The sequence below is a fragment of the Bacillus mesophilus genome, from assembly GCF_011008845.1.
Classification (GTDB): Bacteria; Bacillota; Bacilli; order Bacillales; family SA4; genus Bacillus_BS; species Bacillus_BS mesophilus.
This window is the reverse complement of record NZ_JAAIWM010000014.1, coordinates 22,798-46,815: the sequence shown is the minus strand read 5'-3', so window position 1 is coordinate 46,815 and position 24,018 is coordinate 22,798. Positions and strand designations below refer to the sequence as shown.

Annotated in this window: 22 protein-coding genes; all 22 read left to right on the top strand. The window is 36.4% G+C overall.

The genetic code is table 11. From position 1 onward, the window contains the following. The first annotated feature begins 358 nt into the window (after positions 1–358). On the top strand, positions 359–2,305 hold the full coding sequence (gene metG / locus G4D63_RS20925) for a methionine--tRNA ligase (RefSeq protein ID WP_163182005.1): 1,947 nt from the start codon (positions 359–361) through the stop codon (positions 2,303–2,305). 166 nt (positions 2,306–2,471) lie between these two features. Further along, positions 2,472–3,239 (top strand): TatD family hydrolase, encoded by a 768-nt coding sequence (locus G4D63_RS20920; protein ID WP_163182004.1) that lies wholly within the window; start codon positions 2,472–2,474, stop codon positions 3,237–3,239. A gap of 225 nt (positions 3,240–3,464) precedes the next feature. Then, positions 3,465–4,661: a ubiquitin-like domain-containing protein gene (locus tag G4D63_RS20915; protein ID WP_163182003.1), complete on the top strand. Its 1,197-nt coding sequence runs from the start codon at positions 3,465–3,467 to the stop codon at positions 4,659–4,661. Between the two features lie 157 nt (positions 4,662–4,818). Further along, positions 4,819–5,370, top strand: a complete 552-nt coding sequence (rnmV, locus tag G4D63_RS20910) for a ribonuclease M5 (protein WP_163182002.1) — start codon at positions 4,819–4,821, stop codon at positions 5,368–5,370. 2 nt (positions 5,371–5,372) lie between these two features. Further along, the gene (gene rsmA / locus G4D63_RS20905; protein WP_163182001.1) at positions 5,373–6,248 is read left to right on the top strand and encodes a 16S rRNA (adenine(1518)-N(6)/adenine(1519)-N(6))-dimethyltransferase RsmA; all 876 of its coding nucleotides are present in this window, start codon (positions 5,373–5,375) and stop codon (positions 6,246–6,248) included. 200 nt (positions 6,249–6,448) lie between these two features. Continuing rightward, on the top strand, positions 6,449–7,324 hold the full coding sequence (gene yabG, locus G4D63_RS20900) for a sporulation peptidase YabG (RefSeq protein WP_163182000.1): 876 nt from the start codon (positions 6,449–6,451) through the stop codon (positions 7,322–7,324). 307 nt (positions 7,325–7,631) lie between these two features. Beyond that, entirely contained in the window at positions 7,632–7,901 is a 270-nt protein-coding gene (gene veg, locus G4D63_RS20895) for a biofilm formation stimulator Veg (protein WP_163181999.1), read from the top strand. Positions 7,902–7,990: 89 nt separating this feature from the next. Continuing rightward, positions 7,991–8,164, top strand: coding sequence for a small, acid-soluble spore protein, alpha/beta type (locus tag G4D63_RS20890; protein WP_163181998.1), 174 nt, complete (start codon positions 7,991–7,993; stop codon positions 8,162–8,164). Between the two features lie 352 nt (positions 8,165–8,516). Then, the gene (gene ispE, locus G4D63_RS20885) at positions 8,517–9,386 is read left to right on the top strand and encodes a 4-(cytidine 5'-diphospho)-2-C-methyl-D-erythritol kinase (RefSeq protein ID WP_163181997.1); all 870 of its coding nucleotides are present in this window, start codon (positions 8,517–8,519) and stop codon (positions 9,384–9,386) included. Positions 9,387–9,445: 59 nt separating this feature from the next. After that, positions 9,446–10,312 carry a pur operon repressor gene (purR, locus tag G4D63_RS20880; protein WP_163181996.1) on the top strand — a complete coding sequence of 289 codons (867 nt, stop codon included), beginning with the start codon at positions 9,446–9,448 and terminating at the stop codon, positions 10,310–10,312. Beyond that, the gene (locus G4D63_RS20875; protein ID WP_163181995.1) at positions 10,309–10,683 is read left to right on the top strand and encodes a RidA family protein; all 375 of its coding nucleotides are present in this window, start codon (positions 10,309–10,311) and stop codon (positions 10,681–10,683) included. The genes purR and G4D63_RS20875 overlap by 4 nt, the downstream gene beginning before the upstream one ends. A 231-nt stretch (positions 10,684–10,914) precedes the next feature. Beyond that, positions 10,915–11,205 carry a septation regulator SpoVG gene (gene spoVG, locus G4D63_RS20870; RefSeq protein WP_163181994.1) on the top strand — a complete coding sequence of 97 codons (291 nt, stop codon included), beginning with the start codon at positions 10,915–10,917 and terminating at the stop codon, positions 11,203–11,205. Positions 11,206–11,667: 462 nt separating this feature from the next. Further along, entirely contained in the window at positions 11,668–13,041 is a 1,374-nt protein-coding gene (gene glmU / locus G4D63_RS20865) for a bifunctional UDP-N-acetylglucosamine diphosphorylase/glucosamine-1-phosphate N-acetyltransferase GlmU (RefSeq protein WP_163181993.1), read from the top strand. Positions 13,042–13,064: 23 nt separating this feature from the next. After that, positions 13,065–14,015, top strand: a complete 951-nt coding sequence (locus G4D63_RS20860; RefSeq protein ID WP_163181992.1) for a ribose-phosphate diphosphokinase — start codon at positions 13,065–13,067, stop codon at positions 14,013–14,015. Positions 14,016–14,101: 86 nt separating this feature from the next. Further along, on the top strand, positions 14,102–14,734 hold the full coding sequence (locus G4D63_RS20855; protein WP_163181991.1) for a 50S ribosomal protein L25/general stress protein Ctc: 633 nt from the start codon (positions 14,102–14,104) through the stop codon (positions 14,732–14,734). Positions 14,735–15,071: 337 nt separating this feature from the next. Beyond that, the gene (gene pth / locus G4D63_RS20850; protein WP_163181990.1) at positions 15,072–15,638 is read left to right on the top strand and encodes an aminoacyl-tRNA hydrolase; all 567 of its coding nucleotides are present in this window, start codon (positions 15,072–15,074) and stop codon (positions 15,636–15,638) included. A 120-nt stretch (positions 15,639–15,758) separates the two neighbouring features. Beyond that, positions 15,759–15,989, top strand: a complete 231-nt coding sequence (locus G4D63_RS20845) for an anti-sigma-F factor Fin (RefSeq protein ID WP_163181989.1) — start codon at positions 15,759–15,761, stop codon at positions 15,987–15,989. A 175-nt stretch (positions 15,990–16,164) separates the two neighbouring features. Then, complete coding sequence (gene mfd / locus G4D63_RS20840) at positions 16,165–19,707, top strand: transcription-repair coupling factor (protein ID WP_163181988.1); 3,543 nt, start codon at positions 16,165–16,167, stop codon at positions 19,705–19,707. A gap of 178 nt (positions 19,708–19,885) precedes the next feature. After that, the gene (spoVT, locus tag G4D63_RS20835) at positions 19,886–20,422 is read left to right on the top strand and encodes a stage V sporulation protein T (protein WP_163181987.1); all 537 of its coding nucleotides are present in this window, start codon (positions 19,886–19,888) and stop codon (positions 20,420–20,422) included. 135 nt (positions 20,423–20,557) lie between these two features. Continuing rightward, positions 20,558–22,156, top strand: a complete 1,599-nt coding sequence (locus G4D63_RS20830) for a putative polysaccharide biosynthesis protein (protein WP_163181986.1) — start codon at positions 20,558–20,560, stop codon at positions 22,154–22,156. A 33-nt stretch (positions 22,157–22,189) separates the two neighbouring features. Next, positions 22,190–23,653: a bifunctional methyltransferase/pyrophosphohydrolase YabN gene (yabN, locus tag G4D63_RS20825; RefSeq protein WP_163181985.1), complete on the top strand. Its 1,464-nt coding sequence runs from the start codon at positions 22,190–22,192 to the stop codon at positions 23,651–23,653. Between the two features lie 18 nt (positions 23,654–23,671). Next, a complete protein-coding gene (locus G4D63_RS20820) occupies positions 23,672–23,947 on the top strand; it encodes an RNA-binding S4 domain-containing protein (RefSeq protein WP_163181984.1) in 276 nt (91 codons plus the stop codon). Positions 23,948–24,018 lie beyond the last annotated feature (71 nt).

Genomic DNA, 24,018 nt, shown 5'->3' with positions numbered 1-24,018 from the left:
CTGTAATACCGGGAAACTAAGGATATACAAGATTTTACTTTTTAAAACTTTATTATAAATTTAATTCGACAAAAAACAATAGATATTCGACAAATATTCACTTGGGAAATATACCCACATTTATTTACTACCCGTTTACAAATTTTTGAAACACCATGAATGTATAAATATCCTCAATAATAGGAATAGATGAATGTATTGGCAATAAAACTTCATTGCCTTTTATCTATTTAGCCAGATAAAACACAAGTGGACTATATATATTTTCGTTAATTTCTTTATAAATTCATATTTTTTGATAAGATAATAAAAGGTAAATATCATATTAACTTGAGTACTGAAGATAGGGGGCTATTAAATGGCTGATCATAAAACATTTTATTTAACTACACCAATCTACTATCCAAGTGGAAAGCTACACATTGGACATGCTTATACAACTGTAGCAGGGGATGCAATGGCTCGCTATAAGCGTCTACGTGGTTTTGAAGTTTTCTACTTAACTGGAACAGATGAGCACGGACAAAAGATTCAACGAAATGCAGAAGAAAAAGGTGTTACTCCACAGAAATATGTAGATGACATCGTAGAAGGTATTAAAGAATTATGGGATAAGTTAGAAATTACATATGATGATTTCATTAGAACAACAGAGGTACGACATAAAGATATAGTAGAACAAATCTTTGCACGTCTTGTAGAACAGGGAGATATTTATTTAGATCAATACGAGGGTTGGTACTGTACCCCTTGTGAATCCTTCTATACTGAGAGACAGTTAGAAGAAGGAAAATGTCCCGATTGTAATCGGTCAGTAGAGAAGGTTAAGGAAGAATCTTACTTTTTCAAGATGAGTAAGTATGCTGATCGTTTGTTGCAGTATTATGAGGAGAATCCTGGCTTCATCCAACCAGAATCGCGTAAAAATGAAATGATTAATAACTTCATTAAACCAGGGCTAGAGGATCTGGCAGTTTCTCGTACTACTTTTGATTGGGGAGTTAAAGTACCAGGGGACTCAAAGCATGTTATATATGTATGGATTGATGCACTATCTAACTACATTACTGCTCTTGGTTATGGCACTGAACAAGATGAAAAATATCAAAAGTTCTGGCCAGCAAATGTCCATTTAGTTGGAAAAGAAATAGTTCGTTTCCATACGATTTACTGGCCAATTATGCTGATGGCTCTAGACATTCCATTGCCTAAGAAGGTATTTGCCCATGGCTGGCTACTTATGAAGGACGGCAAGATGTCAAAATCTAAAGGTAATGTTGTAGATCCTGTTACCTTAATTGACCGTTACGGTTTAGATGCTCTTCGTTACTATCTTCTTAGAGAAGTGCCATTTGGCTCTGATGGTGTGTTTACACCAGAAGGATTTGTTGAGAGAATTAACTTTGATTTAGCAAATGACCTTGGAAATTTACTAAATCGGACAGTCGCTATGATTCAAAAGTACTTTAATGGAGAGATTCCTGAATATAGTGGTACCCATACTGAGTATGATCAACAACTAGAACAGATAACGAAGGAAACTAAAAGTAAAGTAGAGGATGCAATGGAAGATATGCAATTCTCAGTCGCTTTAACTGCTCTTTGGCAGCTTGTTTCTAGAACGAATAAATATATTGATGAGACACAGCCATGGGTTTTGGCAAAGGACGAAGAAAAAAGAGATCAGCTAGGTTCTGTAATGGCTCATCTTGCAGAGTCATTAAGACAAGTATCCATCATGATCCAACCATTCTTAACCAAAACCCCTGAGGAAATTTGGAAGCAGCTTGGTATTAATCAAACCCTTTTAACTTCTTGGGATAGTTTGGACCAGTATGGAGCAATACCATTAGGTACTAAGGTGGTTCAAGGGCAACCAATTTTCCCAAGACTCGACATTACTGAAGAGGTTGAGTATATAAAAGAAAAGATGCAGGGTACTGCACCTAAGGTAATAGCAAAACAAGAATCCAATGCTCCAGAAGAGATTACAATAGACGACTTTATGAAGGTTGAGCTAAGAGTGGCAGAGGTTCTTGATGCGGAGCCTGTAAAAAAGGCAGATAAATTATTGAAGATTCAACTGGATCTTGGTTATGAAAAAAGACAGGTAGTTTCAGGTATTGCCAAGCACTATAAGCCAGAAGAATTAATCGGTAAGAAGGTTATTTGTGTCACTAATTTAAAGCCAGTTACACTAAGGGGAGAAAAATCAGAGGGAATGATTTTAGCTGGATCCCAAGATGGTGTTCTGTCTGTAGCTTCAGTTGATCAAAGCCTCCCAAATGGATCGATTGTAAAATAATAGGTAACTTTAATAAGATAGGTGTCTATGCACCTATCTGTTTCTTTTCTTTAGGATAGGAAACCAGAGAAAGGAAATAAGTTAGCTTGTATTTGTAATATAATTGTAAGGTGACCGTAAGCTATGACATGAAAATACATGATAAAATAACAAAAGGAGATTGTCTATGCTATTTGATACACATGTACATTTAAATGCAGAACAATTTAATGATGATTTAGAAGAAGTTATTACAAGAGCGCAGGAGCAGGGTGTTCATAATATGGTGGTGGTAGGGTTTGACCGAACTACTATAAAGAAGGCACTACATCTTGCAGAAACATATCCTTTTCTTTATGCGTCTGTTGGCTGGCATCCTGTTGATGCTATAGATATGACAGAAGAAGATCTTAAGTGGATTGAAGAGCTTGCTTCTCACCCTAAAGTGGTTGCAATAGGGGAGATGGGGCTAGATTATCACTGGGATAAATCTCCGAAGGAAATTCAAAAAGAAGTATTTCGCAAACAAATCCAACTAGCTAAACGGGTAAAGCTACCGATTATTATTCATAATCGTGAAGCTACGCAGGATATTGTTGATATTTTAAAAGAAGAAAAGGCTTCAGAGGTTGGGGGTATTATGCATTGCTATAGCGGGAGCTTAGAAGTAGCGAAGGAATGTATAGCTATGAATTTTTATATTTCATTTGGTGGTCCCGTAACGTTTAAAAATGCTAAAAAGCCAAAGGAAGTTGCACAAGAGCTGCCGTTAGAACATCTTTTAATTGAAACAGATTGTCCTTACTTAGCACCACACCCTTTCCGTGGAAAGAGAAACGAACCAAGTTATGTGGCTTTAGTTGCGAAGGAAATTGCAGAGTTAAAGGGAATTTCATACGAAGAGGTTGTCCAAAAAACGTACGACAATGCTCGTCAAATATTTAACATCAAATAATAGTAAATAATGTCGAAATAATACCAAACATGTCCATTTACTTTGTATTTTAAAAAAGTTCTACATGTCTCCTTCCCTTCATAGGATAACCTTGTCGATAAGTCTTCCTTTAAAATTTTGAACTAGTTGTTCATAATAGGGTATACGGTCCGAGCAAGAGGAGATTTGACAAAAAAGATATTACTCTTTATAATCTCTCAAGTAGAGAAGGAGGCGTTTTTCATCGTGATTAATAACATGAAAAAGCTGTTTTCCGCACCTATGACAGCTAAGAAGATTGTAGTACTGGTTACTAGTTTCCTAGTCTTTGCAGGTATAACATCTTATGCAGTATATGAGGAAACGAAGGAAACTGTTACACTGACAGTAAACGGTGAAGATCAAGTGATCAGGACACATGCTAACACTGTTGGAGACGTCTTGTCAGAGCAAGCGATAGAATTACGAAAAGAGGATTTCGTAAATCTAAGCTTAGATACCGTCATAGAAGATGATATGAATGTCATTTGGAAAGCTGCAATACCAGTTGAATTAGTAATCAACGAAGAAGAAACCAAAATTTGGACTACAACTGAGACAGTTCAAGAACTATTAGACTCGCAAAATATCAAAGTAACAGAACATGATAAAGTAGAACCAAAACTTAATGCTTCTATCAAGGCAAATATGGAAGTTTTAGTTGAAAGTGCGTTTCAACTAACAATGAATGTTGGCGGAGAAGAAAAGCAGGTATGGACAACTTCGACTACTGTCGCTGACTTTTTAGAAAAGCAGAGCATCACACTAAATGAATTGGACCGTGTTGAACCAGGGCTAGAAGAAATGGTAGTTGCAGAATTGACCGTTTCGGTAACTAGGGTAGAAAAGGTCACCGATGTAGTGGAAGAATCCGTAGATTATGCTGTTGTTACCAAGAAAGATGCAAATTTAACAAAGGGAACTGAAAAGGTCGTGAATAACGGTGAGACTGGGAAAGTTGCCAAGCATTATGAAGTGATTATTGAGAATGGTAAAGAGGTTTCTAGAGAACTACTTAAAACAGAGACATTAAAAGAAACCAAAGACCGAATTGTTGCAGTTGGAACAAAGGTTGTAAAACAACCACAAGTTTCTAGAGGAAGTGGTAAAGTAGCGAAAGAGTTTACTGTAAGCTCTACAGCTTATACTGCTTATTGTAACGGTTGTTCAGGTATTACTAGTACAGGGATTAATCTAAAGGCTAATCCCAATGCTAAAGTGATTGCTGTTGATCCAAGTGTCATTCCTCTTGGCACGAAGGTTTATGTAGAAGGTTATGGATATGCAATTGCAGGTGATACAGGTTCTGCAATAAGAGGAAATAAGATTGATGTATTTTTTGCGACTAAGTCCCAAGCATACAGCTGGGGGCGTAAAACAGTAAAAATAAAGATCTTAGAATAAGTAATGTTACAGGGGATTTCTCCCCTGTTTTTTTGTTGTATAATAATGGGTTTTCGTAAATTTTAAGCCAAACTGTACATAATTAATAAGATAAAGGTATTATCTACTATATAAGACGAAACAATACGAATAAAAGTTTCATCTTCCGGAGGAAAAAATGAAAATAAAAGAAATAATTGTAGTGGAAGGTAAGGATGATACGATAGCAATACAAAACGCTGTTGCTGCCGATACAATTGAAACTAATGGGTCAGCGATTAATGAAGAAACACTTCATAAAATAAAACTTGCTCAGGAGCGCAGAGGAGTAATAATTTTTACAGACCCTGACTATCCTGGAGAAAAAATCAGAAAAATTGTTTCGCAACATGTTCCTGGCTGTAAGCATGCTTTCATTCAAAGACAAGATGCTCTTGATAAAAGGAAACGAAAAGTGGGTGTGGAACATGCCTCGGTTGAAGTAATCAGGCAGGCTCTATCAGAGGTCCAACAGGAATGGATTGAAATTAAAGAGGAGATTGGTTGGGACGAGCTTGTTTACTTAGGGCTTATTGCAGGTAGTCAAGCGAAGAAAAGAAGAGAGAGGCTAGGAATCCTCCTAAAGATCGGATATACAAATGGAAAACAGCTATATAAAAGACTGCAAATGTTTCAAATTTCAAGGGAACAATTTGAAGCATCTGTAAAACAAGTACTTCAGGAGGAATAAAATTGACAAAAGATATCGCAACTCCAATTAGAACAAAAGAAATATTAACAAAATACGGCTTCTCATTTAAAAAGAGCTTAGGTCAAAATTTCTTGATTGATACGAACATCTTACATAATATTGTTGATTTTGCTGAGATTAATGAGAATAGTTGTGCTATTGAAATCGGACCGGGTATAGGTGCGTTAACTGAGCAGTTAGCAAAGCGAGCGAAGAAAGTAGTTGCTTTTGAGATTGACCAGAGATTATTACCTATTCTAGAAGATACACTATCTCCTTACTCAAATGTTAAGGTAATTCATCAAGATGTGTTAAAAGCAAATGTAAGGGAGGTTATCCAAGAGGAGTTTGGTGATCAAGAGGATATAATGGTTGTGGCAAATTTGCCCTACTATGTAACAACTCCAATCCTTATGAAGTTATTAGAGGAGAGGTTACCACTTAGGGGAATTGTTGTTATGCTCCAGAAAGAAGTAGCAGACCGAATGGCGGCAGGTCCTAATACAAAAGAGTATGGTTCGTTATCAATTGCTGTACAGTACTATACAGAAGCAAAAACTGTGATGACTGTACCAAAGACAGTATTTGTACCGCAACCTAATGTTGATTCAGCGGTTATTCGCTTAACGAGACGTAGCAAACCTGCCGTTGAGGTGATCGATGAATCATTCTTCTTTGAAGTGGTTAGAAGTAGCTTTGGTCAACGACGAAAAACAATTCTAAATAACTTGAGTCATAATCTCTCTAAAAAGCTTTCCAAAGAGCAGTTACTGTTAGCATTAGAAGCGGCTGAAATTGCTCCAGAACGAAGAGGAGAATCCCTATCTATCCTAGAGTTTGGTAAATTAAGTGACTCACTGTACAAGATAAATAACTAAATCTAGTCTTATGGCTAGGTTTTTTAAATATATTCATGAGTTAAGGACAGTGTTGATTTTTGCATTGTATGTAGTACCGCTCCGCTTGTTCATAAAAGCTTTAACACTTAGATATGCACTTTTCATTTATTGCTACATAGGCTATTGAGAGGGTTATTCTATTGTGAGCGAATCCCCATTATTTATGGGAGGGAGAGAATATGGAGTTGCGGGTTGGAGCGAGAGTTGCTCGCTTGTCATATAATTGTGATTTACTATTTAGGATTATTGAGATCAGGGATGTAGATGGAGTAAAAAAAGTATTACTTTATGGTGAGGATATGAGGTTAATAGCGGATGCTCCTTACTCAGATCTAAAGCTTATAGATGATATAGAACAAAAGCGCTATATGACAGAAGAATTGGCTAAACAAGAAAGTTCTTTTTCACTATTTAAACAAGATTATCATTTAACAAGAGAGAAAAGTGAATATCTAGCCACAAATGGGTATCAGGGAGAGTATGAGTTTTTCCAAATGCCTGGCAAGGTTCTCCATCTTGACGGAGACCCTACCTATTTGAAAAAATGCTTATCTCTTTATGAGAAAATAGGTGTACCAGTTTACGGCGTACATTGTAATGAAAAGGAGATGCCTGAAAGAATTGGTGGCCTAATTGAAAAGATTCGACCAGATATTTTAGTTATAACTGGCCATGATGCTTATTCTAAGTCAAAGGGAAAAGTGTCTGACTTAAAGGCATATCGACATTCAAGACATTTTGTTCGTACGGTTATGGAAGCTAGAAAGAAGGTTCCTAATCTAGATCAATTGGTAATCTTTGCTGGTGCCTGTCAATCTCACTTTGAATCCCTAATTAGAGCGGGAGCTAACTTTGCAAGTTCACCTTCACGAGTTAATATTCATGCACTAGATCCTGTATATATCGTAGCAAAAATTAGCTTTACGCCGTTTATGGATCATATTAATGTGTGGGATGTGGTGAGAAACACACTAACAGGTCAAAAGGGTCTTGGTGGAATTGAAACAAAAGGAGTACTACGAACAGGAATGCCTTTCAACAGATATAATGATTAATTCATTGCCTCTGATGACTAACATTAGAGGCTTTTAATGATTTTTTATTAGTTTTTCAGTCTTGGGGAAAGTTAGTGCATATAAACCGAGTGATTTTTGACACATGAGGTGCTGGCTATTATAAATGGTAACAAAATAGAATTCTTATACATAATTATTACAAATTTAGACAAAATACATATGTTCGTACAGAAAATTGTTGTAAATTATTAATTGACAACACTTTAAAAACATTGTTATAATTTATAATTTATTTGACTTTCGGACGGTGTTGTGTTAGTATTAATTCATAGCGAGGTGGAGTGAAATGGGTAAAACACTTATGGAAATTAAACAAGCTCTTGATGGGAATCTTGGTAGACGCCTTACTTTAAGAGCAAACGGTGGTCGTAGGAAGACAATTGAACGTTCAGGTATACTTGCAGAAACCTATCCATCTGTTTTTGTCATTGAGCTAGACCAGGATGAAAATTCTTTTGAACGAGTTTCTTACAGCTATGCTGATGTTTTAACAGAAACCGTTGAACTAACATTTTTCGAAGATAAAACGAGCGGTATTGCATTAACAGGTCAGTAATTACAACATGGATAATATTAGGTAATATAATTTTAACGGCTTCTTTCCAATACTATTAATGTCGTAGTATTGGAAAGGAGCTGTTTTCTTTGGGTAGACGTAGAGGAGTAATGTCAGAGCATTTCAAAGAAGAACTTGCAAAAGAATTAGGCTTTTACAATAAGGTACAGCAGGATGGCTGGGGTGGAATTACCTCAAAGGATGCTGGAAATATGGTGAAAAGGGCAGTTCAAATTGCGCAAGGTAAGCTGAAACAGAATTAACCTTAAAAATTAACCTTAAAAGAAAGTTTTACTCACTAGAAAGACGGAAAATATTACGACAACGCCGAGCGAAATACTTCGGCGTTTTTTTATAGTTCAAATTAGCCCTGAATATGTGGTAGGTAATCACAGTGAACGGATCCTTCAAAGATATATTTTTATAACTACAATGCACATTTATATTCGATATCAACGAGATAATTTCACCTTTTGTTATTTTGTTTTGCTTTAGGGGTTTATAAAGTGACTAATTACTCCATACTTTTGTTAAAAGTTGTCGAGTTTTAGTTTTTACTAGATACTTTATGGTACAATATCGTAATATATGGAAGTTCGTAAAGTAGGTGAATGTATGAGAATCCTTGTTAAAGCGCCGGCCAAGATAAATCTTGCACTGGATGTACTTCATAAACGTACTGATGGGTATCATGAAGTAAAGATGGTAATGACTACTATTGATCTTGCAGATCGTGTCGAGCTTGAATTATTGGATACAGACCAAATTAAGATAAGCTCTCATAATAGATTTGTCCCAGATGATAATCGAAATTTAGCTTATCAAGCGGCTGTATTAATAAAAAATAAATATAAAATCTCTAAAGGTGTGTCAATCTCCATTACAAAATCCATTCCTGTTGCAGCCGGTTTAGCAGGAGGTAGTAGTGATGCAGCGGCCACTCTTAGAGGTTTAAACACGCTGTGGAATCTAGGCTTAAGCTTGGATGAATTAGCTCAGATTGGAGCAGAGATTGGCTCAGATGTTTCCTTCTGTGTATATGGAGGCACAGCCTTAGCGACTGGAAGAGGGGAAATCATCCAACCGATTGATCCACCTCCACATTGTTGGGTTGTTTTAGCTAAGCCATCCATAGGAGTTTCAACTGCTGATGTATACGGTCAGCTAAATTTATCTTCAATTAAGCACCCAGATGTAGATCAAATGGTAGACGCTATAAGAAATCAAGATTACCAAGGTATCTGCAAAGAAATGGGTAATGTTTTAGAAGAGGTGACCCTTAAGAATTACCCAGAAGTTGCCCAGATTAAAGAGCAGATGAAACGGTTCGGTGCGGATGCAGTTCTAATGAGTGGTAGTGGTCCAACAGTGTTTGGTCTAATACAGCACGATTCCAGAATGCAGAGAGTATACAATGGCTTAAGAGGATTTTGTGACCAGGTGTTTGCAGTCAGATTAGTGGGTGAAAGAAATCACCTTGATTAAATCCGTATAAAAGTGGTATATTTACTTAAAACATTCGGATTTATAGGTGGTGGATAAAGATGAAGATAAAACGAAGTGGAAGACTTGTGGATATGACCTATTATATGATTCAGCATCCTCATGAATTAGTTCCACTTACATATTTTGCTGAACGATACCAGTCGGCTAAGTCATCAATTAGTGAGGATTTGGGAATCATCAAGCAAACGTTTGAAGAATCTGGAGTCGGTACCTTATTGACTGTAGCTGGTGCCGCTGGTGGGGTTAAATATATACCAACTTTAGCTAAGGAAGAAGCAGTTGCTTTCATAGATGAGCTTTGTCAATTATTCACAAAGCCCGAAAGACTGCTTCCAGGTGGATATCTATATTTAACAGATATCCTAGGAAATCCAGCATTAGTTAAAAAGATTGGTTTAATGTTTGCTTCTCTTTTCGCCACTAAGAAAATAGATGTTGTCATGACTGTAGCAACAAAGGGAATCCCTCTTGCTTATGCGGTGGCCAACTATTTAGACGTTCCTGTAGTGATTGTAAGAAGGGACAGTAAAGTAACAGAAGGATCGACCGTTAGTATTAATTATGTTTCAGGATCATCGAAACGTATTCAAACAATGCTTTTAGCCCGAAGAAGTTTAGCAGTAGGTTCTAATGTTCTTATCATAGATGATTTTATGAAGGCTGGTGGAACCATTAACGGAATGGTTAGTCTTCTAGAAGAATTCGATGCGACGGTTGCCGGTATCGGTGTACTCGTAGAGTCTGAGGATGAGGATATTGAAGAACGCCTTGTAGAGGATTATTACTCACTTGTTCAGCTATCTGAGGTTAACTTAAAGGAAAAAGCAATTGAAGTGATTCCAGGTAACTTTATCAATCATTATAAGGAAATGAAAGTTATAGATTTTGGAGGCGAAAACGAATGAAGGTAGTGCAAACCCTAAAAGCTCCTCAGGCAATTGGACCGTATTCACAAGGAATGATTGTAAATAATATGTTTTATAGTTCAGGTCAAATTCCTTTAACAGCTGAAGGAGAATTGATAACGGGGACTATTCAAGAAGAAACGCATCAAGTTTTCAAAAATTTAGCTGCAGTATTGGCAGAAGCAGGTGCTTCATTTCAATCTGTTGTCAAAACAACTGTATTCTTAAGTGACATGAATGATTTTGTTGCTTTTAATGAAGTTTATAGTGAATACTTTACAGAAAACAAACCAGCTCGTTCTTGTGTGCAGGTTGCTAGGCTGCCGAAAGATGTAAAAGTAGAAATTGAAGTTATTGCATTAGTTAAATAAACAAGTCTATTGAGTTAATCAAATTATAATAGCGAAAAGCCTTCTCATTATTGAGAAGGCTTTTTACTAATTAGTGGAAAAGCCGGCTAGGTATATAGAACTAAAGAAAAGTGTAGAGAAAATTAAAAAAATTTAAAGATATTTTAAAAAGTTTTAAAAAAAAGAAGGAAAACAGAAAATTCCGTTGAATTAGTACATTAAGTTTTATCAAGGGAAAAGGTGGTGACATAAATGGAAGTAACAGACGTAAGATTACGCCGCGTTAATACCGAAGGACGTATGCGAGCTATTGCATCTATTACATTAGATCATGAATTTGTCGTGCATGATATTCGTGTAATCGATGGAAACAACGGATTATTTGTAGCAATGCCTAGCAAACGCACTCCTGATGGGGAGTTTCGTGATATCGCTCACCCAATTAACTCATCTACTCGCGGAAAAATTCAAGATGCAGTATTAGCTGAGTATCATCGTGTTGGTGAGTTAGAAGTCGAGCTTGAAGAAGCTGGAGCATCATAAAAATGAGTGAATGGAGCCATAGTTAAAAAACTAGGCTCTTTTTTTTATGCTTTTATGCAATCAAGGTTGTTATCATCAAACAACTGGAAGTAAAAAAGCACAATAATATTGCGAAAATGGTAAAGATTAATAAATCAGAAATCTCATATATTCATTTACTTTGATATAATAAACGTAAGTATCCCTAAATTATTCCTAAATATTGTCTAATTTTCGTCATTTATGAACGATCATGAATTAACCTATTATGTTTCCTTGAAATAAGGTGGGTTTTAAGATATATTCGTAATGGATAATAAGGTATAAATACAAAAATGACATGAAATTTGAGGCTTTTTTTGATTGAAAAAATTGATTCGCAAAAGAAAGGGATTTGGTTAACTCTATTCTGAAAACGGGTTGCCCTTATTGAGAATCAATTAATGGTATTAAGAGTCTAATAATAAAATCTGGGGGGTTACTATGACAAATCGTTATGCTGTTGTGTTAGCTGCTGGTCAAGGAACTCGTATGAAGTCAAAATTATATAAAGTATTACACCCTGTTTGTGGAAAATCTATGGTCGAGCATGTTATTGATCAAGTATCGGCATTAGAGTTACATAAGATTGTGACCATAATAGGATTTGGGGCAGAACTTGTTAAATCAACTCTTGGGGATCGAAGCGAATATGCCCTGCAAGAGGAACAACTTGGTACAGCACATGCTGTTATGCAAGCAAGCCCACAACTAAAACAAGAAAAGGGTACAACGTTAGTCATCTGTGGAGATACACCTCTTATTACTACAGAAACCATGGAAGCTCTTCTTAAACATCATGAGGAAACAAATGCTAAGGCGACTATACTAACTGCTCATGCAGAGGATCCAACAGGATATGGACGAATTATCCGACAGTCTAATGGTGATGTTAAAAGGATTGTCGAGCATAAGGATGCATCAGAGGAAGAAAGAACTGTAAAAGAAATAAATACAGGTACTTACTGCTTTGATAATGAGGCACTTTTTCAGGCATTAGATAAAGTTTCAAATGATAATGTCCAAGGCGAGTACTATCTACCGGATGTAATTGAAATCTTAAAGAATGAGGGAGAAACGGTATCTGCCTTTCAAACAGAACGTTTTGCGGAAACGTTAGGCGTTAATGACCGAGTTGCGCTAGCACAGGCTGAAAAGACCATGAGAGAGCGTATTAATCGTCAGCACATGGTAAATGGAGTAACGATTATAGATCCGTCCAATACTTATATTTCGGCAGAAACGATCATTGGTTCGGATACAACAATACTCCCAGGAACTACCTTGCTCGGAAAAACGGAAATTGGTACTGATTGTATAATTGGGCCTAATTCAGAAATAAAGGATTGTCGAATAGGAAATCAAACAACAATTAGACAATCAGTCGCACATAATAGCTCTATTGGCTCCGAAGTGGCAATTGGACCATTTGCTCATATAAGACCAGATTCACAAATTTCTGATGAGGTTAAAATTGGAAATTTTGTAGAAGTGAAAAAAGCTTCATTTGGCAAAGGAAGTAAGGCATCACACTTAAGTTATATAGGAGATGCTAAAGTAGGAGCTGACGTTAATTTAGGCTGTGGATCTATAACAGTAAACTATGATGGCAAAAGAAAGTTTGAAACAATTATCGAGGATGGAGCTTTTGTAGGTTGTAACTCTAACCTAATTGCCCCTGTAACAATTGGAAAAAATGCTTATGTAGCGGCAGGATCAACCATTAATAACAATGTACCTGAAGAGGCTCTTTCAATTGCGAGAGCTAGACAAACAAATAAAGAAAACTATGCAAAGCGACTAAAAAGCAAAGAATAACCTAAGTGGAGGGTCTTAATCTCATGTCTCGATATACTGATAGAAAGTTAAAATTATTTACACTTAATTCAAATTCCAAGCTTGCTGCTGACATTGCTAGCTTTATTGGCCTTGAGTTAGGGCAATGTTCGGTTGCTCGCTTTAGTGATGGGGAAATTCAAATCAACATTGAGGAGAGTATTCGTGGTTGTGACGTTTATGTTGTTCAATCAACAAGTGCCCCTGTAAATGAGCATATCATGGAGCTACTAATTTTAATCGATGCATTAAAAAGAGCTTCTGCTAAAACCATTAATATCGTTATGCCTTATTATGGCTATGCAAGACAGGATCGTAAGGCAAGAGCTAGAGAACCAATTACAGCTAAACTAGTCGCAAACCTGCTGGAAACAGCAGGGGCTAGTCGTGTGATTACACTTGATCTACATGCTCCTCAAATACAAGGGTTTTTCGATATCCCGATTGATCATCTAATGGGTGTGCCTATTCTTGCTGAATATTTTGAAGGCAAACAATTAAATGATATCGTCATCGTATCTCCTGATCATGGAGGAGTAACGCGTGCTAGAAAAATGGCGGATCGCTTAAAAGCTCCAATCGCAATTATTGATAAAAGACGTCCGAAGCCTAACGTTTCTGAAGTAATGAATATAGTTGGGAACATCGAAGGAAAGACGGCTATTTTAATTGATGATATTATTGATACCGCTGGAACGATCACGCTAGCAGCTAATGCTCTAGTCGAAAATGGTGCTAAAGAAGTGTATGCTTGTTGTACACACCCTGTTTTATCAGGACCTGCTATCGAGCGTATTCAAAGTTCGAAAATTAAAGAGTTAGTCGTAACAAATTCAATTGTACTAGCAGAAGAGAAGAAAATTGACAAAGTAACTGAGCTATCAGTAGCACCATTAATTGGTGAAGCCATTATTCGTGTCCATGAAGAACAGTCTGTAAGTACACTATTTGATTAAACGAAGTGTTTAGAATTTCCTCCATTGGGAAAAGGTATAATAGGACAACCTTTTATACAAAATTACCAAAATGGAGGAATTTTTATATGGCTACAGCATTATTAAATGTTGAAAAACGTACAAATCTTAAACAATCTCAAAAGCGTGTCATTCGAAATAAAGGCAGTTTTCCGGCTGTAATATATGGCAAGCAAAGAGAAAGTCAGCCTATCGCTGTAGATAGCATTGAATTTATTAAAACCATCAGAGAAGTGGGACGTAATGGTATTATTACTTTGAGTGGATCAGAAGAAAATGTTCAGGTTATGCTTCATGAGCTTCAAACAGACCCTTTAAAAAATGAAATTATCCACGCTGATTTTTATGTGGTTGATATGTCGGCAGAGGTGGATGTAGATGTTAATGTTCACTTAGTAGGAGAAGCACAAGGTGTGAAGTCTGGTGGGGTCATTCAACAATCGCTACATCAAGTTTCGGTAACTGCACTACCAGGTAATATTCCTACATCTATTGATGTTGATATTACTAGCTTAGATGTTAACGAGACCATACAAATCAGTGATATACTAAAGAACGGAAATTATACGATTAACCACGAGGATAGTGAAGTTATTGCCTCAATTCTACCACCGAAAGTAGAGGATACGGTAGAAGCTGGTGAAACTCAAGATGGTGAAGTAGAAAACGAAGGTACAGCAGGAGACGAGGAAGAGAAATAGGCAAGAGTACTTAAGCATATAATGATCGCGTGGTCTAACGTTTAGACCATGCATTTTTTTGTTGAAGTCTCTTTTTACTCATCGTTAACTATCCTGAAAAAATAGCTCTGAATGTCATTTAATAACAAGCTATTAGAATACTTATTCTTTATCGTCTTTAATAAAATTTACTGTGGTTTAGGGTAATTGTTGTTTTACACACACGTGATCTTAGTGTTCTGTAACAAAAGGTCTCTAATTTTTACGGGCAAAATAAAATAATCATGAAAAATAAAGGGTTCTCTCAATTGATTTCGTATATTATAAGAGGATGCAAAGAAGTAGTTGGAGGGTAATCATGAAATTAATAGTTGGTCTAGGTAATCCGGGAAAGCAATATGCTCAAACAAGGCATAATGTTGGATTTATTGCAGTAGATGAATTGGCTCATCGACACAGTATTGAGCTAGATAAGCAAAAGTTTAATGGGATCTTTGGAACAGGTGTGATTAATGGGGAGAAGGTCATACTATTAAAACCTTTAACGTATATGAATCTATCTGGCGAATCAGTTCGTCCCATTATGGATTATTATAATATTGATGTTAATGATCTTGTGGTTATTTATGATGATCTTGATTTACCGACTGGAAAGATACGCCTGCGTACAAAAGGCAGTGCAGGTGGACAAAACGGAATGAAATCTGTTATTCAACACATAGGTACTCAAGAATTTAAGAGAATTAGAATAGGGATAGATCGACCACAGAATGGCATGAAGATATCTGATTATGTTCTAAGTAGATTTCATCCAGAAGAGGTCAATGATGTTGTAAATGCGATAAAATTGACTGCAGATGCTTGTGAAACATGGTTGAAACAGCCTTTTCTAGATGTTATGAATCAATATAACTCATCGTCATGATGAGCATCTTTATCAAATTGGCTGAAATCTGCATTTTCATAAGTTGTTTACATACAATAATGAATAAGAAGACAGCTCCCCGTTCATACTAATTATAAATGAAGTATGGGGAGGAATTATATGTCCATCCATTATAAGTGTAGACACTGTGGAGTAGCTGTTGGAACCATTGATAGTGTATCAGTAAACAGCCAAGAATTAGGATTTCATCAATTAGATGATCAAGAAAGAATGGATATGATATCATATCAGAATAATGGTGATATAGAAGTGAAAACGATTTGTGAAGATTGCCAGGAAGCTTTAGACCGAAATCCACAATTTCATGAAAATCAAACTTTTATACATTAGGCTTTGGATAAAACCAAAGCATTTTTCTGTTTCTTATATATGAATTCAATATGAATGGTGATTTTCCCTAAATACCATACATGTTTTACATATGAATTGATGAGAATATGAAACTCCTGAATAGTAGGAGCTAAATAAGAGATATCTAATAGGAGTAGGAGAGGAGGAGCTTGTCTTGCTAGGTTTACAAGAGATTTTTAAAAATAGTGAAGATGTATCTACTATTATTAATGGTATTGATGGAAAGTTAAAAGAACAGCTAGTTGCAGGTTTGTCAGGATCAGCAAGAACTGTACTTATGTCGACAATCTATTCAACTATAAAAAAGCCACAAATCATAGTTACACATAACCTTTTCCAGGCGCAAAAACTTTATGATGATTTAATAGAGCTTAATCCTGAACAAGAGGTTTTTCTGTACCCTGTGAATGAGTTGATTGCATCCGAAATTGGAATCGCTAGTCCTGAGTTAAAGAGTCAAAGAATAGAAGTGTTAAATCATTGGAGTCAGCAGCAGAAAGGGATTATAGTTGTTCCTGTAGCTGGATTAAGAAGGCTTCTTCCAACGAAAGAAAAATGGAAACAATCCCAAAAATTAATACAAGTTGGGGATGATTTATCCATAGATAATTTCCTACATGAGCTTATTGCATTAGGTTATGAAAGAAGCTCCATGGTATCGACTCCGGGTGAGTTTAGCATTCGTGGTGGAATAATTGATATTTATCCTTTAACCGAGGAGTTACCGGTTAGAATTGAGCTTTTCGATACAGAAGTAGATTCAATTCGTACTTTCGAGGTAGAAGATCAACGTTCAAAGGATAAGCTAGATTCCTTTTCTTTTGGTCCAGCGACTGAAATGCTTTTTGAAGAACATGAGCTTCAAAAGGGAGCAGACAGGCTTGAGGAAGGACTAGCTAGATCATTAAAAAAGCTAAAGGATGAGAAGCTAAAGAAGCAATTTGCTGAGAACATCTCTAGGGAAATTGAGATGATCCGTGACGGGCAAGTTCTCAGACAAATGTTTAAGTATCTATCATTATTCTATGAGGCTCCTGCTAGTTTACTAGACTACTTACCAGAAGAGGGAGTTATTATAGTAGACGAAATAAGTCGTGTACAAGAAATGTCTGAGACATTGGAGAAAGAGGAATTAGAGTGGTCTACCTCTTTATTGGCAGAAGGAGAGATCATTCACGACCTTGAATTTTCCCATTCTTTTTTCTCTCTCCTTCATCAGACTAAGAAAAACATTCTATATATGTCACTCTTTTTACGTCATGTTCCTCATACAAACCCACAAAACATTGTAAATATGTCATGCAAAGCGATGCAGTCGTTTCATGGACAGATTAATGTATTGAAGAATGAGTTAGAACGATGGAAAAAGGCACAGTATGCTGTTATCTTTCTTGGGGCCACAGAAGAACGGGTTAAGAAACTAGATCGAGTCTTAGCTGATTATGATATCGATGGTGTAACTATTGGGAAGAACGATACCTTTGTTAAAGGCCGTATCCAAATTATCCAAGGAAGATTAAATGATGGCTTTGAATTTCCGATGCAAAAAATAGTGGTAATTACAGAGGAAGAATTATTTAAAAAGCAAACTCCTAAACGATCACAGCGTAAGCAGAAGTTATCTAATGCTGAGAGAATTAAAAACTACTCCGAATTAAAGGTCGGAGATTATGTTGTTCATATCAACCATGGTATTGGTAAATATTTAGGAATTGAAACACTTGAAATCAATGGTAACCATAAAGATTATATCCATATCAAGTATCAGGGCAATGACAAACTATATGTCCCTATTGACCAAATTGATCAAGTTCAAAAATATGTTGGATCTGAAGGAAAAGAACCAAAGGTATATAAACTTGGCGGTACGGAATGGAAAAAGGTAAAGAGCAAGGTTGAGTCATCTGTACAGGATATTGCTGAGGATTTAATTAAACTTTATGCAGAAAGAGAAGCAAGTAGAGGTTATGCATTTACTAAGGACGGTGCAGAACAGCAGGAGTTTGAAACCTCCTTCCCATATCAAGAAACAGATGATCAATTACGATCAATTGAAGAAATTAAGCAGGACATGGAACGTGAACGACCAATGGATCGCCTTTTATGTGGTGATGTTGGCTACGGCAAAACAGAAGTAGCTATTCGAGCAGCTTTTAAAGCTATTATGGATGGTAAGCAAGTTGCCTTTCTTGTTCCAACGACTATTCTTGCACAGCAGCATTATGAAACCATTAAGGAACGTTTTCAGGACTACCCAATTGAAATTGGGTTATTAAGTCGCTTTAGATCTAGAAAGCAACAAACTGAAACGATTAAAGGAATAAAGCAGGGTACTGTTGATATAGTAGTAGGTACTCATCGCCTCTTATCAAAGGATGTTCAATATAAAGATATTGGTTTACTCATTATTGATGAAGAGCAACGATTTGGAGTTACTCATAAGGAAAAGATTAAGCAATTTAAAGCAAATATTGATGTATTAACATTAACGGCTACACCAATTCCAAGAACTCTTCATATGTCCATGCTAGGAGTAAGGGATTTATCTGTCATCGAAACACCACCTGAAAATCGTTTTCCGGTCCAGACCTATGTGATGGAATATAACGGGGCACTCGTGAGAGAAGCAATTGAGCGGGAGCTTGCAAGAGGTGGTCAAGTATACTTCCTATACAACAGGGTGGAAGATATTGAACGAAAAGCGGATGAGTTATCCATGCTAGTACCAGATGCAAAGATCATTTATGCTCATGGCAAGATGAATGAAAATGAACTTGAATCTGTTATGCTCACCTTTTTAGAAGGGGAAGCAGATGTCTTAGTCAGCACAACAATTATTGAAACAGGTGTTGATATTCCGAATGTTAATACATTGATTGTCTCAGATGCAGATAAAATGGGATTATCTCAGCTTTATCAGCTTCGTGGTAGAGTAGGACGTTCTAATCGTATTGCTTATGCATACTTTACGTACAAGCGAGATAAGGTCTTAACTGAAGTTGCTGAAAAGCGATTACAGTCTATCAAGGAATTTACAGAGCTTGGTTCAGGTTTCAAAATCGCAATGAGAGATTTATCAATCCGTGGAGCCGGAAATCTATTGGGTGCACAACAGCATGGCTTTATTGACTCTGTTGGATTTGACTTATATTCTCAGATGTTAAAGGATGCAGTTGAGGCTCGAAAGGGTATAAAGGAAGAGACGAAAGAAGTTTCGGTTGAAATTGATGTGGACCTCGATGCTTATTTACCAGAGGAATATATAAAAGATGGAAAACAAAAAATTGAAATATATAAACGCTTTAAAGGTGTCTCTTCAATGGATGATATTTTAGAACTTCAAGAAGAAATGATGGACCGCTTTGGAGACTATCCACTAGAAGTTGATTATTTATTAAAGATTACCGAATTAAAAGTCCTAGCTTCTCAAGCTAAAGTTGAAAGTATTAAACATATTAAGCAGGAAATTGTTATGCTCATGACGGAAGAAGATACACAAAAAATAAAAGGCGAAGAGCTATTTATGACGGCAACACAGATTGCCTCATATATAAACTTAGGATTCGAAAACAATAGGATCAAAATGACGATGCCTACAAAGAAGTTAAAAAGTGAAGAATGGTTGCTAACCGCCAAGCAATTACTAACTGAAATCCCAAAGCTTTTAGATCATAAATCTGCACTCGTAAAAAAGTAAATTCGACATTAGTAACTTATTCCAGTTAGTGATTTTTTCTTAGTAGGTGTATATAACTTTTCATCTGTAGGATACTAATCTCAACAAAAGGTGATTTATACAAAACTGGTAATTATAACTGTACAAAAGTAATCACCCAAGATTTATCAATCATCAAATGAAAGTGAGGCATCTTAAGATGAAAGCAACTGGTATAGTTCGTCGAATTGATGATTTAGGGCGTGTGGTAATTCCTAAAGAAATCAGAAGAACACTCCGAATTCGTGAAGGAGACCCACTTGAAATTTTTGTAGACCGCGATGGTGAAGTGATTTTAAAGAAATACTCACCAATTAGCGAATTAGGTGACTTTGCAAGGGAATATGCAGATGCATTGTATGATAGCTTAGGACATACGATTTTAATTTGTGACAGAGATACATTTATTGCGGTTTCAGGTGGATCTAAAAAAGAATACTTAAACAAAAATATTAGTGAGCATATTGAAAAGGTTATGGAAGACCGAGGTTCCATTCTAGAAACCTCAGAAAAGCAAGTAGCCATTCTAGAAGGTAATGAAGAAGCCATTTCTTCCTACACAATTGGACCAATTGTTGCAAATGGTGATCCGATTGGAGCAGTAGTGATTCTTTCTAAAGAAGGAACTCTTGGTGAAGTAGAACAAAAAGCAGTTGAAACTGCAGCAGGATTCTTAGCTAGACAAATGGAACAATAATTAGACAATAATGGGACAGCAGACTCTTCTGCTGTCCCATTCCTTATTATAGTGATCACTTATCTACTAATAAATGGACATTATACTGGTTTATGTTATAATACATCCGCAACTATAGATGAAAGGAAACTTGCTATGAATGTCCTTAAATCTTCAAAACAAACGTTTTGGCACGGAGCTTTACTACTTGCCGTAGCGGGTCTTTTATCCAAAATCTTAAGTGCTGTCTATCGGGTTCCATTTCAAAATATTGTTGGTGATGTTGGGTTTTACATATATCAGCAGGTGTATCCATTCTACGGGATTGCCCTTGCTCTGTCTTTATATGGATTTCCGGTTGTCATTTCTAAAATGATGTTAGAGGAAAAAGGTGGCCAATCTCTAGATAGACAATCAATCCTTGCCATTAGTTTTTGTTTCCTCATGGTTATAGGCCTGGTAATCTTTATAGGTCTATATCAATTTTCTTCCGAAGTGGCTAATATGATGGGAGACCGCATGCTTCAGAAACCAATAGAAATGGTTTCATTTAGTTTTCTGTTAATACCTGTTATTTCAGTGCTTAGGGGATTCTTCCAAGGTAACGAGAATATGCTGCCAACAGCACTATCTCAGATAGCGGAGCAATTTATTAGAGTTGTAACCATTATTATAGTAGCTTATCTTCTTGTTTTACATGAATTTACTTTATATGAGGTTGGAGCGGGTGCTGTCTTTGGATCACTTACAGGAGGCTTTGCTGCAATAGCCATTCTACTTATATTTCAAATGCGGAATATTGAGAGGCTAAGTATAAAGCAGTATAAACCAATTTTCACCTTACATAACATTAAGAGATTCCCATATAAAAATTTGATACTAAACAGCTTAGCGATCTGCTTAACAGGTCTAACATTAGTATTACTGCAAATGGTGGATTCTTTTACACTTTATAATCAATTACTATATTATGGTTTAAGTTCAGAAGAGGCAAAGGTGTCCAAGGGTGTCTTTGACAGAGGTCAGCCTTTACTTCAGCTCGGTGTAGTACTAGCAACATCACTATCATTATCTCTAGTACCTGCAATTGCTAAAGCAAAGCAGAATGGTGAACACACACATCTTCTCAAACACGCTCGAATTGCTTTGAAAATAAGTTTAGTGGTAGGCACAGGAGCCACAATCGGTCTTATTGCAATTATGAAATATACGAATCATATGCTTTTTACAAACATAAATGGCTCGCAAACTTTGTCTATTTTAGTCATTTCAATTCTGTTTACATCTGTTTCCCTAACGGCATTAGCTATTCTACAAGGACTTGGGCTTATAAAGCAGTCTGCTTGGTTCATCTTAATGGGGGTAGGGGTAAAATGGATCTTGAATGCTCTGCTTGTTCCCTTATATGGTTCGATGGGTGCAGCAATCGCCACAGTACTCTCAGTGTTTGTTATTGCAATTTGTAGTTTAATTCTTTTATATAGAGTGTTCAAGAGAGGAAAAATGCTACAGCCTATACTATTAGGCAAAATAGTAATCGCCGGGGCTTTGATGTTTATATTTGTTAAATTGTATGAGTGGTTATTTTTCACGATGTTTGCTATGGAAGTGAGTCGAATCACGAGTACCTATTTTGCTATAAGTGCTGCTTTAATGGGAGGCGTTGCCTTTATAGTACTCATACTTGCTTTGCGAACTTTCAATAAGGATGAGATTTCAGATTGGTCGATCTTAAAAAAAAGAATAAAAAGCTAAAACAGATTAATCGGAGGTAAGGAGGAAGAAAGCATGTCTATACCGACTATATACGTACTAGGACTAGGTGCTGGTGAATTAGGTCAACTGACAGTACAAATGTATAAGAGAATACAAGAATGTCCTAATTTGTATGTTAGAACAAAGGACCATCCTGTTGTAACAGAGTTAGAACAGGAAGGAAAACGAATAGTAGGCTTTGATGATATTTACGAAAAGCATGACCAATTTCATCTTGTTTATGAAGAAATTGTCGAGATATTGTGCAAGAAGTCGCATACGGAAGATGTATTTTATGCTGTACCAGGCCACCCTCTAGTTGCTGAAAAGACAGTCGAACTCTTACTAGCGAAACGAGCGCAAGGCTATCAGGTTGTCATTGAGGGTGGAAGTAGCTTTTTAGATCCTTTATTTACAGCTTTAGAAATAGATCCTATTCAAGGGTTTCAGCTAGTGGATGGTACATCGTTCAAAGCAGAAGAACTTGAACTTAAACAACATATGATTATATGTCAGGTATATGATCAATTTGTTGCTTCAGAGGTTAAGTTAGGTTTAATGAATCGACTTCCAGACGAATATGAGGTAGTTGTTGTGACTGCAGCTGGAACATCTAAACAGGAAGTCAAAAAGGTTCCCTTATATGAATTGGATCATGGAATGAATATTAGCAATCTAACGACAGTGTATGTTCCACCTGTTCAAGAGGAGTCTTTATTGTATCAGGAATTTCAATCACTAAAAGATGTAATTGCTGCCTTAAGAGGACCTGGTGGTTGTCCATGGGATCAAGAACAAACACATCAATCTTTAAAGCCATTTATTATTGAGGAAGCTTATGAAGTGCTAGAGGCAATTGATGAAGAAGACGATGATCATTTAATCGAAGAGCTAGGAGATGTACTGCTACAGGTAATGCTTCATGCTCAGATTGGTGAAGATGAAGGCTGGTTTACAATTCAAGATGTTATCCGTTCCGTTACAGAAAAGATGATTAGACGTCACCCACATGTCTTTGGAGAACAAAAGGCAGAACATTCATCAGAGGTAGTAAAGTTGTGGGATGAAATTAAAAAGAAAGAAACGAAGAACACCAATCAGGAATCAATCCTAAGTGGTATTCCTCAAAGCCTTCCAGGCCTCTTACTAGCGAATGCTATTCAGAAGAAGGCAGCAAAGGTAGGGTTTGATTGGAAGGAAGCATCTCCGATTTGGGAAAAGCTTTATGAAGAGATTGAAGAATTTAAAGCAGAATTAGATCTAAACTCTTCTAAGGAAAAAGCATCCAAGGAGTTAGGGGATATCTTATTTGCTATAGTGAATGTTGCCAGGTTTTATCAAATAGACCCTGAGATTGCAATCATGCAAACAAACAATAAATTTAAAAATAGATTTCAGTATATGGAGAGACAAGCAGATGAAAAGGGAATAAAGCTTGATACCCTTTCGCTAGAAGAGTTAGATATACTCTGGGAAGAAGCAAAGCAAAAAGAATAAAGAAAGAAGGGGAAAGTAATGAGGTTAGATAAATTTCTTAAAGTTTCAAGGCTTATCAAAAGGCGTACATTAGCAAAAGAGGTTGCAGATCAAGGAAGAATTACAATAAATGGTATCGAGGCAAAAGCTAGTTCTAACGTAAAAGTAGGGGACATGTTGACGGTTCGCTTTGGACAAAAGTTAGTAACTGTCCAAATTGATTCTATACAAGAGACAACAAAAAAGGAAAATGCTACTCAGTTATATACGGTAGTAAAAGAAGAAAAAATTACAACTGACAATATTCTCAATTAGGGAGCTTGTTCTAAATTATAAATCTCCTCATATAATGACTACAAAGTCGATAATTGTGGGGGATGGAATAT

Bases quoted from the DNA above. Each gene is read 5' to 3' on its own strand.
- pth (WP_163181990.1), top strand. From the start codon at position 15,072: ATGAAATTAATAGTTGGTCTAGGTAATCCGGGAAAGCAATATGCTCAA.
- G4D63_RS20920 (WP_163182004.1), top strand. From the start codon at position 2,472: ATGCTATTTGATACACATGTACATTTAAATGCAGAACAATTTAATGAT.
- metG (WP_163182005.1), top strand. From the start codon at position 359: ATGGCTGATCATAAAACATTTTATTTAACTACACCAATCTACTATCCA.
- G4D63_RS20875 (WP_163181995.1), top strand. From the start codon at position 10,309: ATGAAGGTAGTGCAAACCCTAAAAGCTCCTCAGGCAATTGGACCGTAT.
- G4D63_RS20860 (WP_163181992.1), top strand. From the start codon at position 13,065: ATGTCTCGATATACTGATAGAAAGTTAAAATTATTTACACTTAATTCA.
- G4D63_RS20820 (WP_163181984.1), top strand. From the start codon at position 23,672: ATGAGGTTAGATAAATTTCTTAAAGTTTCAAGGCTTATCAAAAGGCGT.
- G4D63_RS20845 (WP_163181989.1), top strand. From the start codon at position 15,759: ATGTCCATCCATTATAAGTGTAGACACTGTGGAGTAGCTGTTGGAACC.
- spoVG (WP_163181994.1), top strand. From the start codon at position 10,915: ATGGAAGTAACAGACGTAAGATTACGCCGCGTTAATACCGAAGGACGT.
- rnmV (WP_163182002.1), top strand. From the start codon at position 4,819: ATGAAAATAAAAGAAATAATTGTAGTGGAAGGTAAGGATGATACGATA.
- spoVT (WP_163181987.1), top strand. From the start codon at position 19,886: ATGAAAGCAACTGGTATAGTTCGTCGAATTGATGATTTAGGGCGTGTG.
- yabG (WP_163182000.1), top strand. From the start codon at position 6,449: ATGGAGTTGCGGGTTGGAGCGAGAGTTGCTCGCTTGTCATATAATTGT.
- glmU (WP_163181993.1), top strand. From the start codon at position 11,668: ATGACAAATCGTTATGCTGTTGTGTTAGCTGCTGGTCAAGGAACTCGT.
- yabN (WP_163181985.1), top strand. From the start codon at position 22,190: ATGTCTATACCGACTATATACGTACTAGGACTAGGTGCTGGTGAATTA.
- G4D63_RS20830 (WP_163181986.1), top strand. From the start codon at position 20,558: ATGAATGTCCTTAAATCTTCAAAACAAACGTTTTGGCACGGAGCTTTA.
- purR (WP_163181996.1), top strand. From the start codon at position 9,446: ATGAAGATAAAACGAAGTGGAAGACTTGTGGATATGACCTATTATATG.
- ispE (WP_163181997.1), top strand. From the start codon at position 8,517: ATGAGAATCCTTGTTAAAGCGCCGGCCAAGATAAATCTTGCACTGGAT.
- veg (WP_163181999.1), top strand. From the start codon at position 7,632: ATGGGTAAAACACTTATGGAAATTAAACAAGCTCTTGATGGGAATCTT.
- G4D63_RS20855 (WP_163181991.1), top strand. From the start codon at position 14,102: ATGGCTACAGCATTATTAAATGTTGAAAAACGTACAAATCTTAAACAA.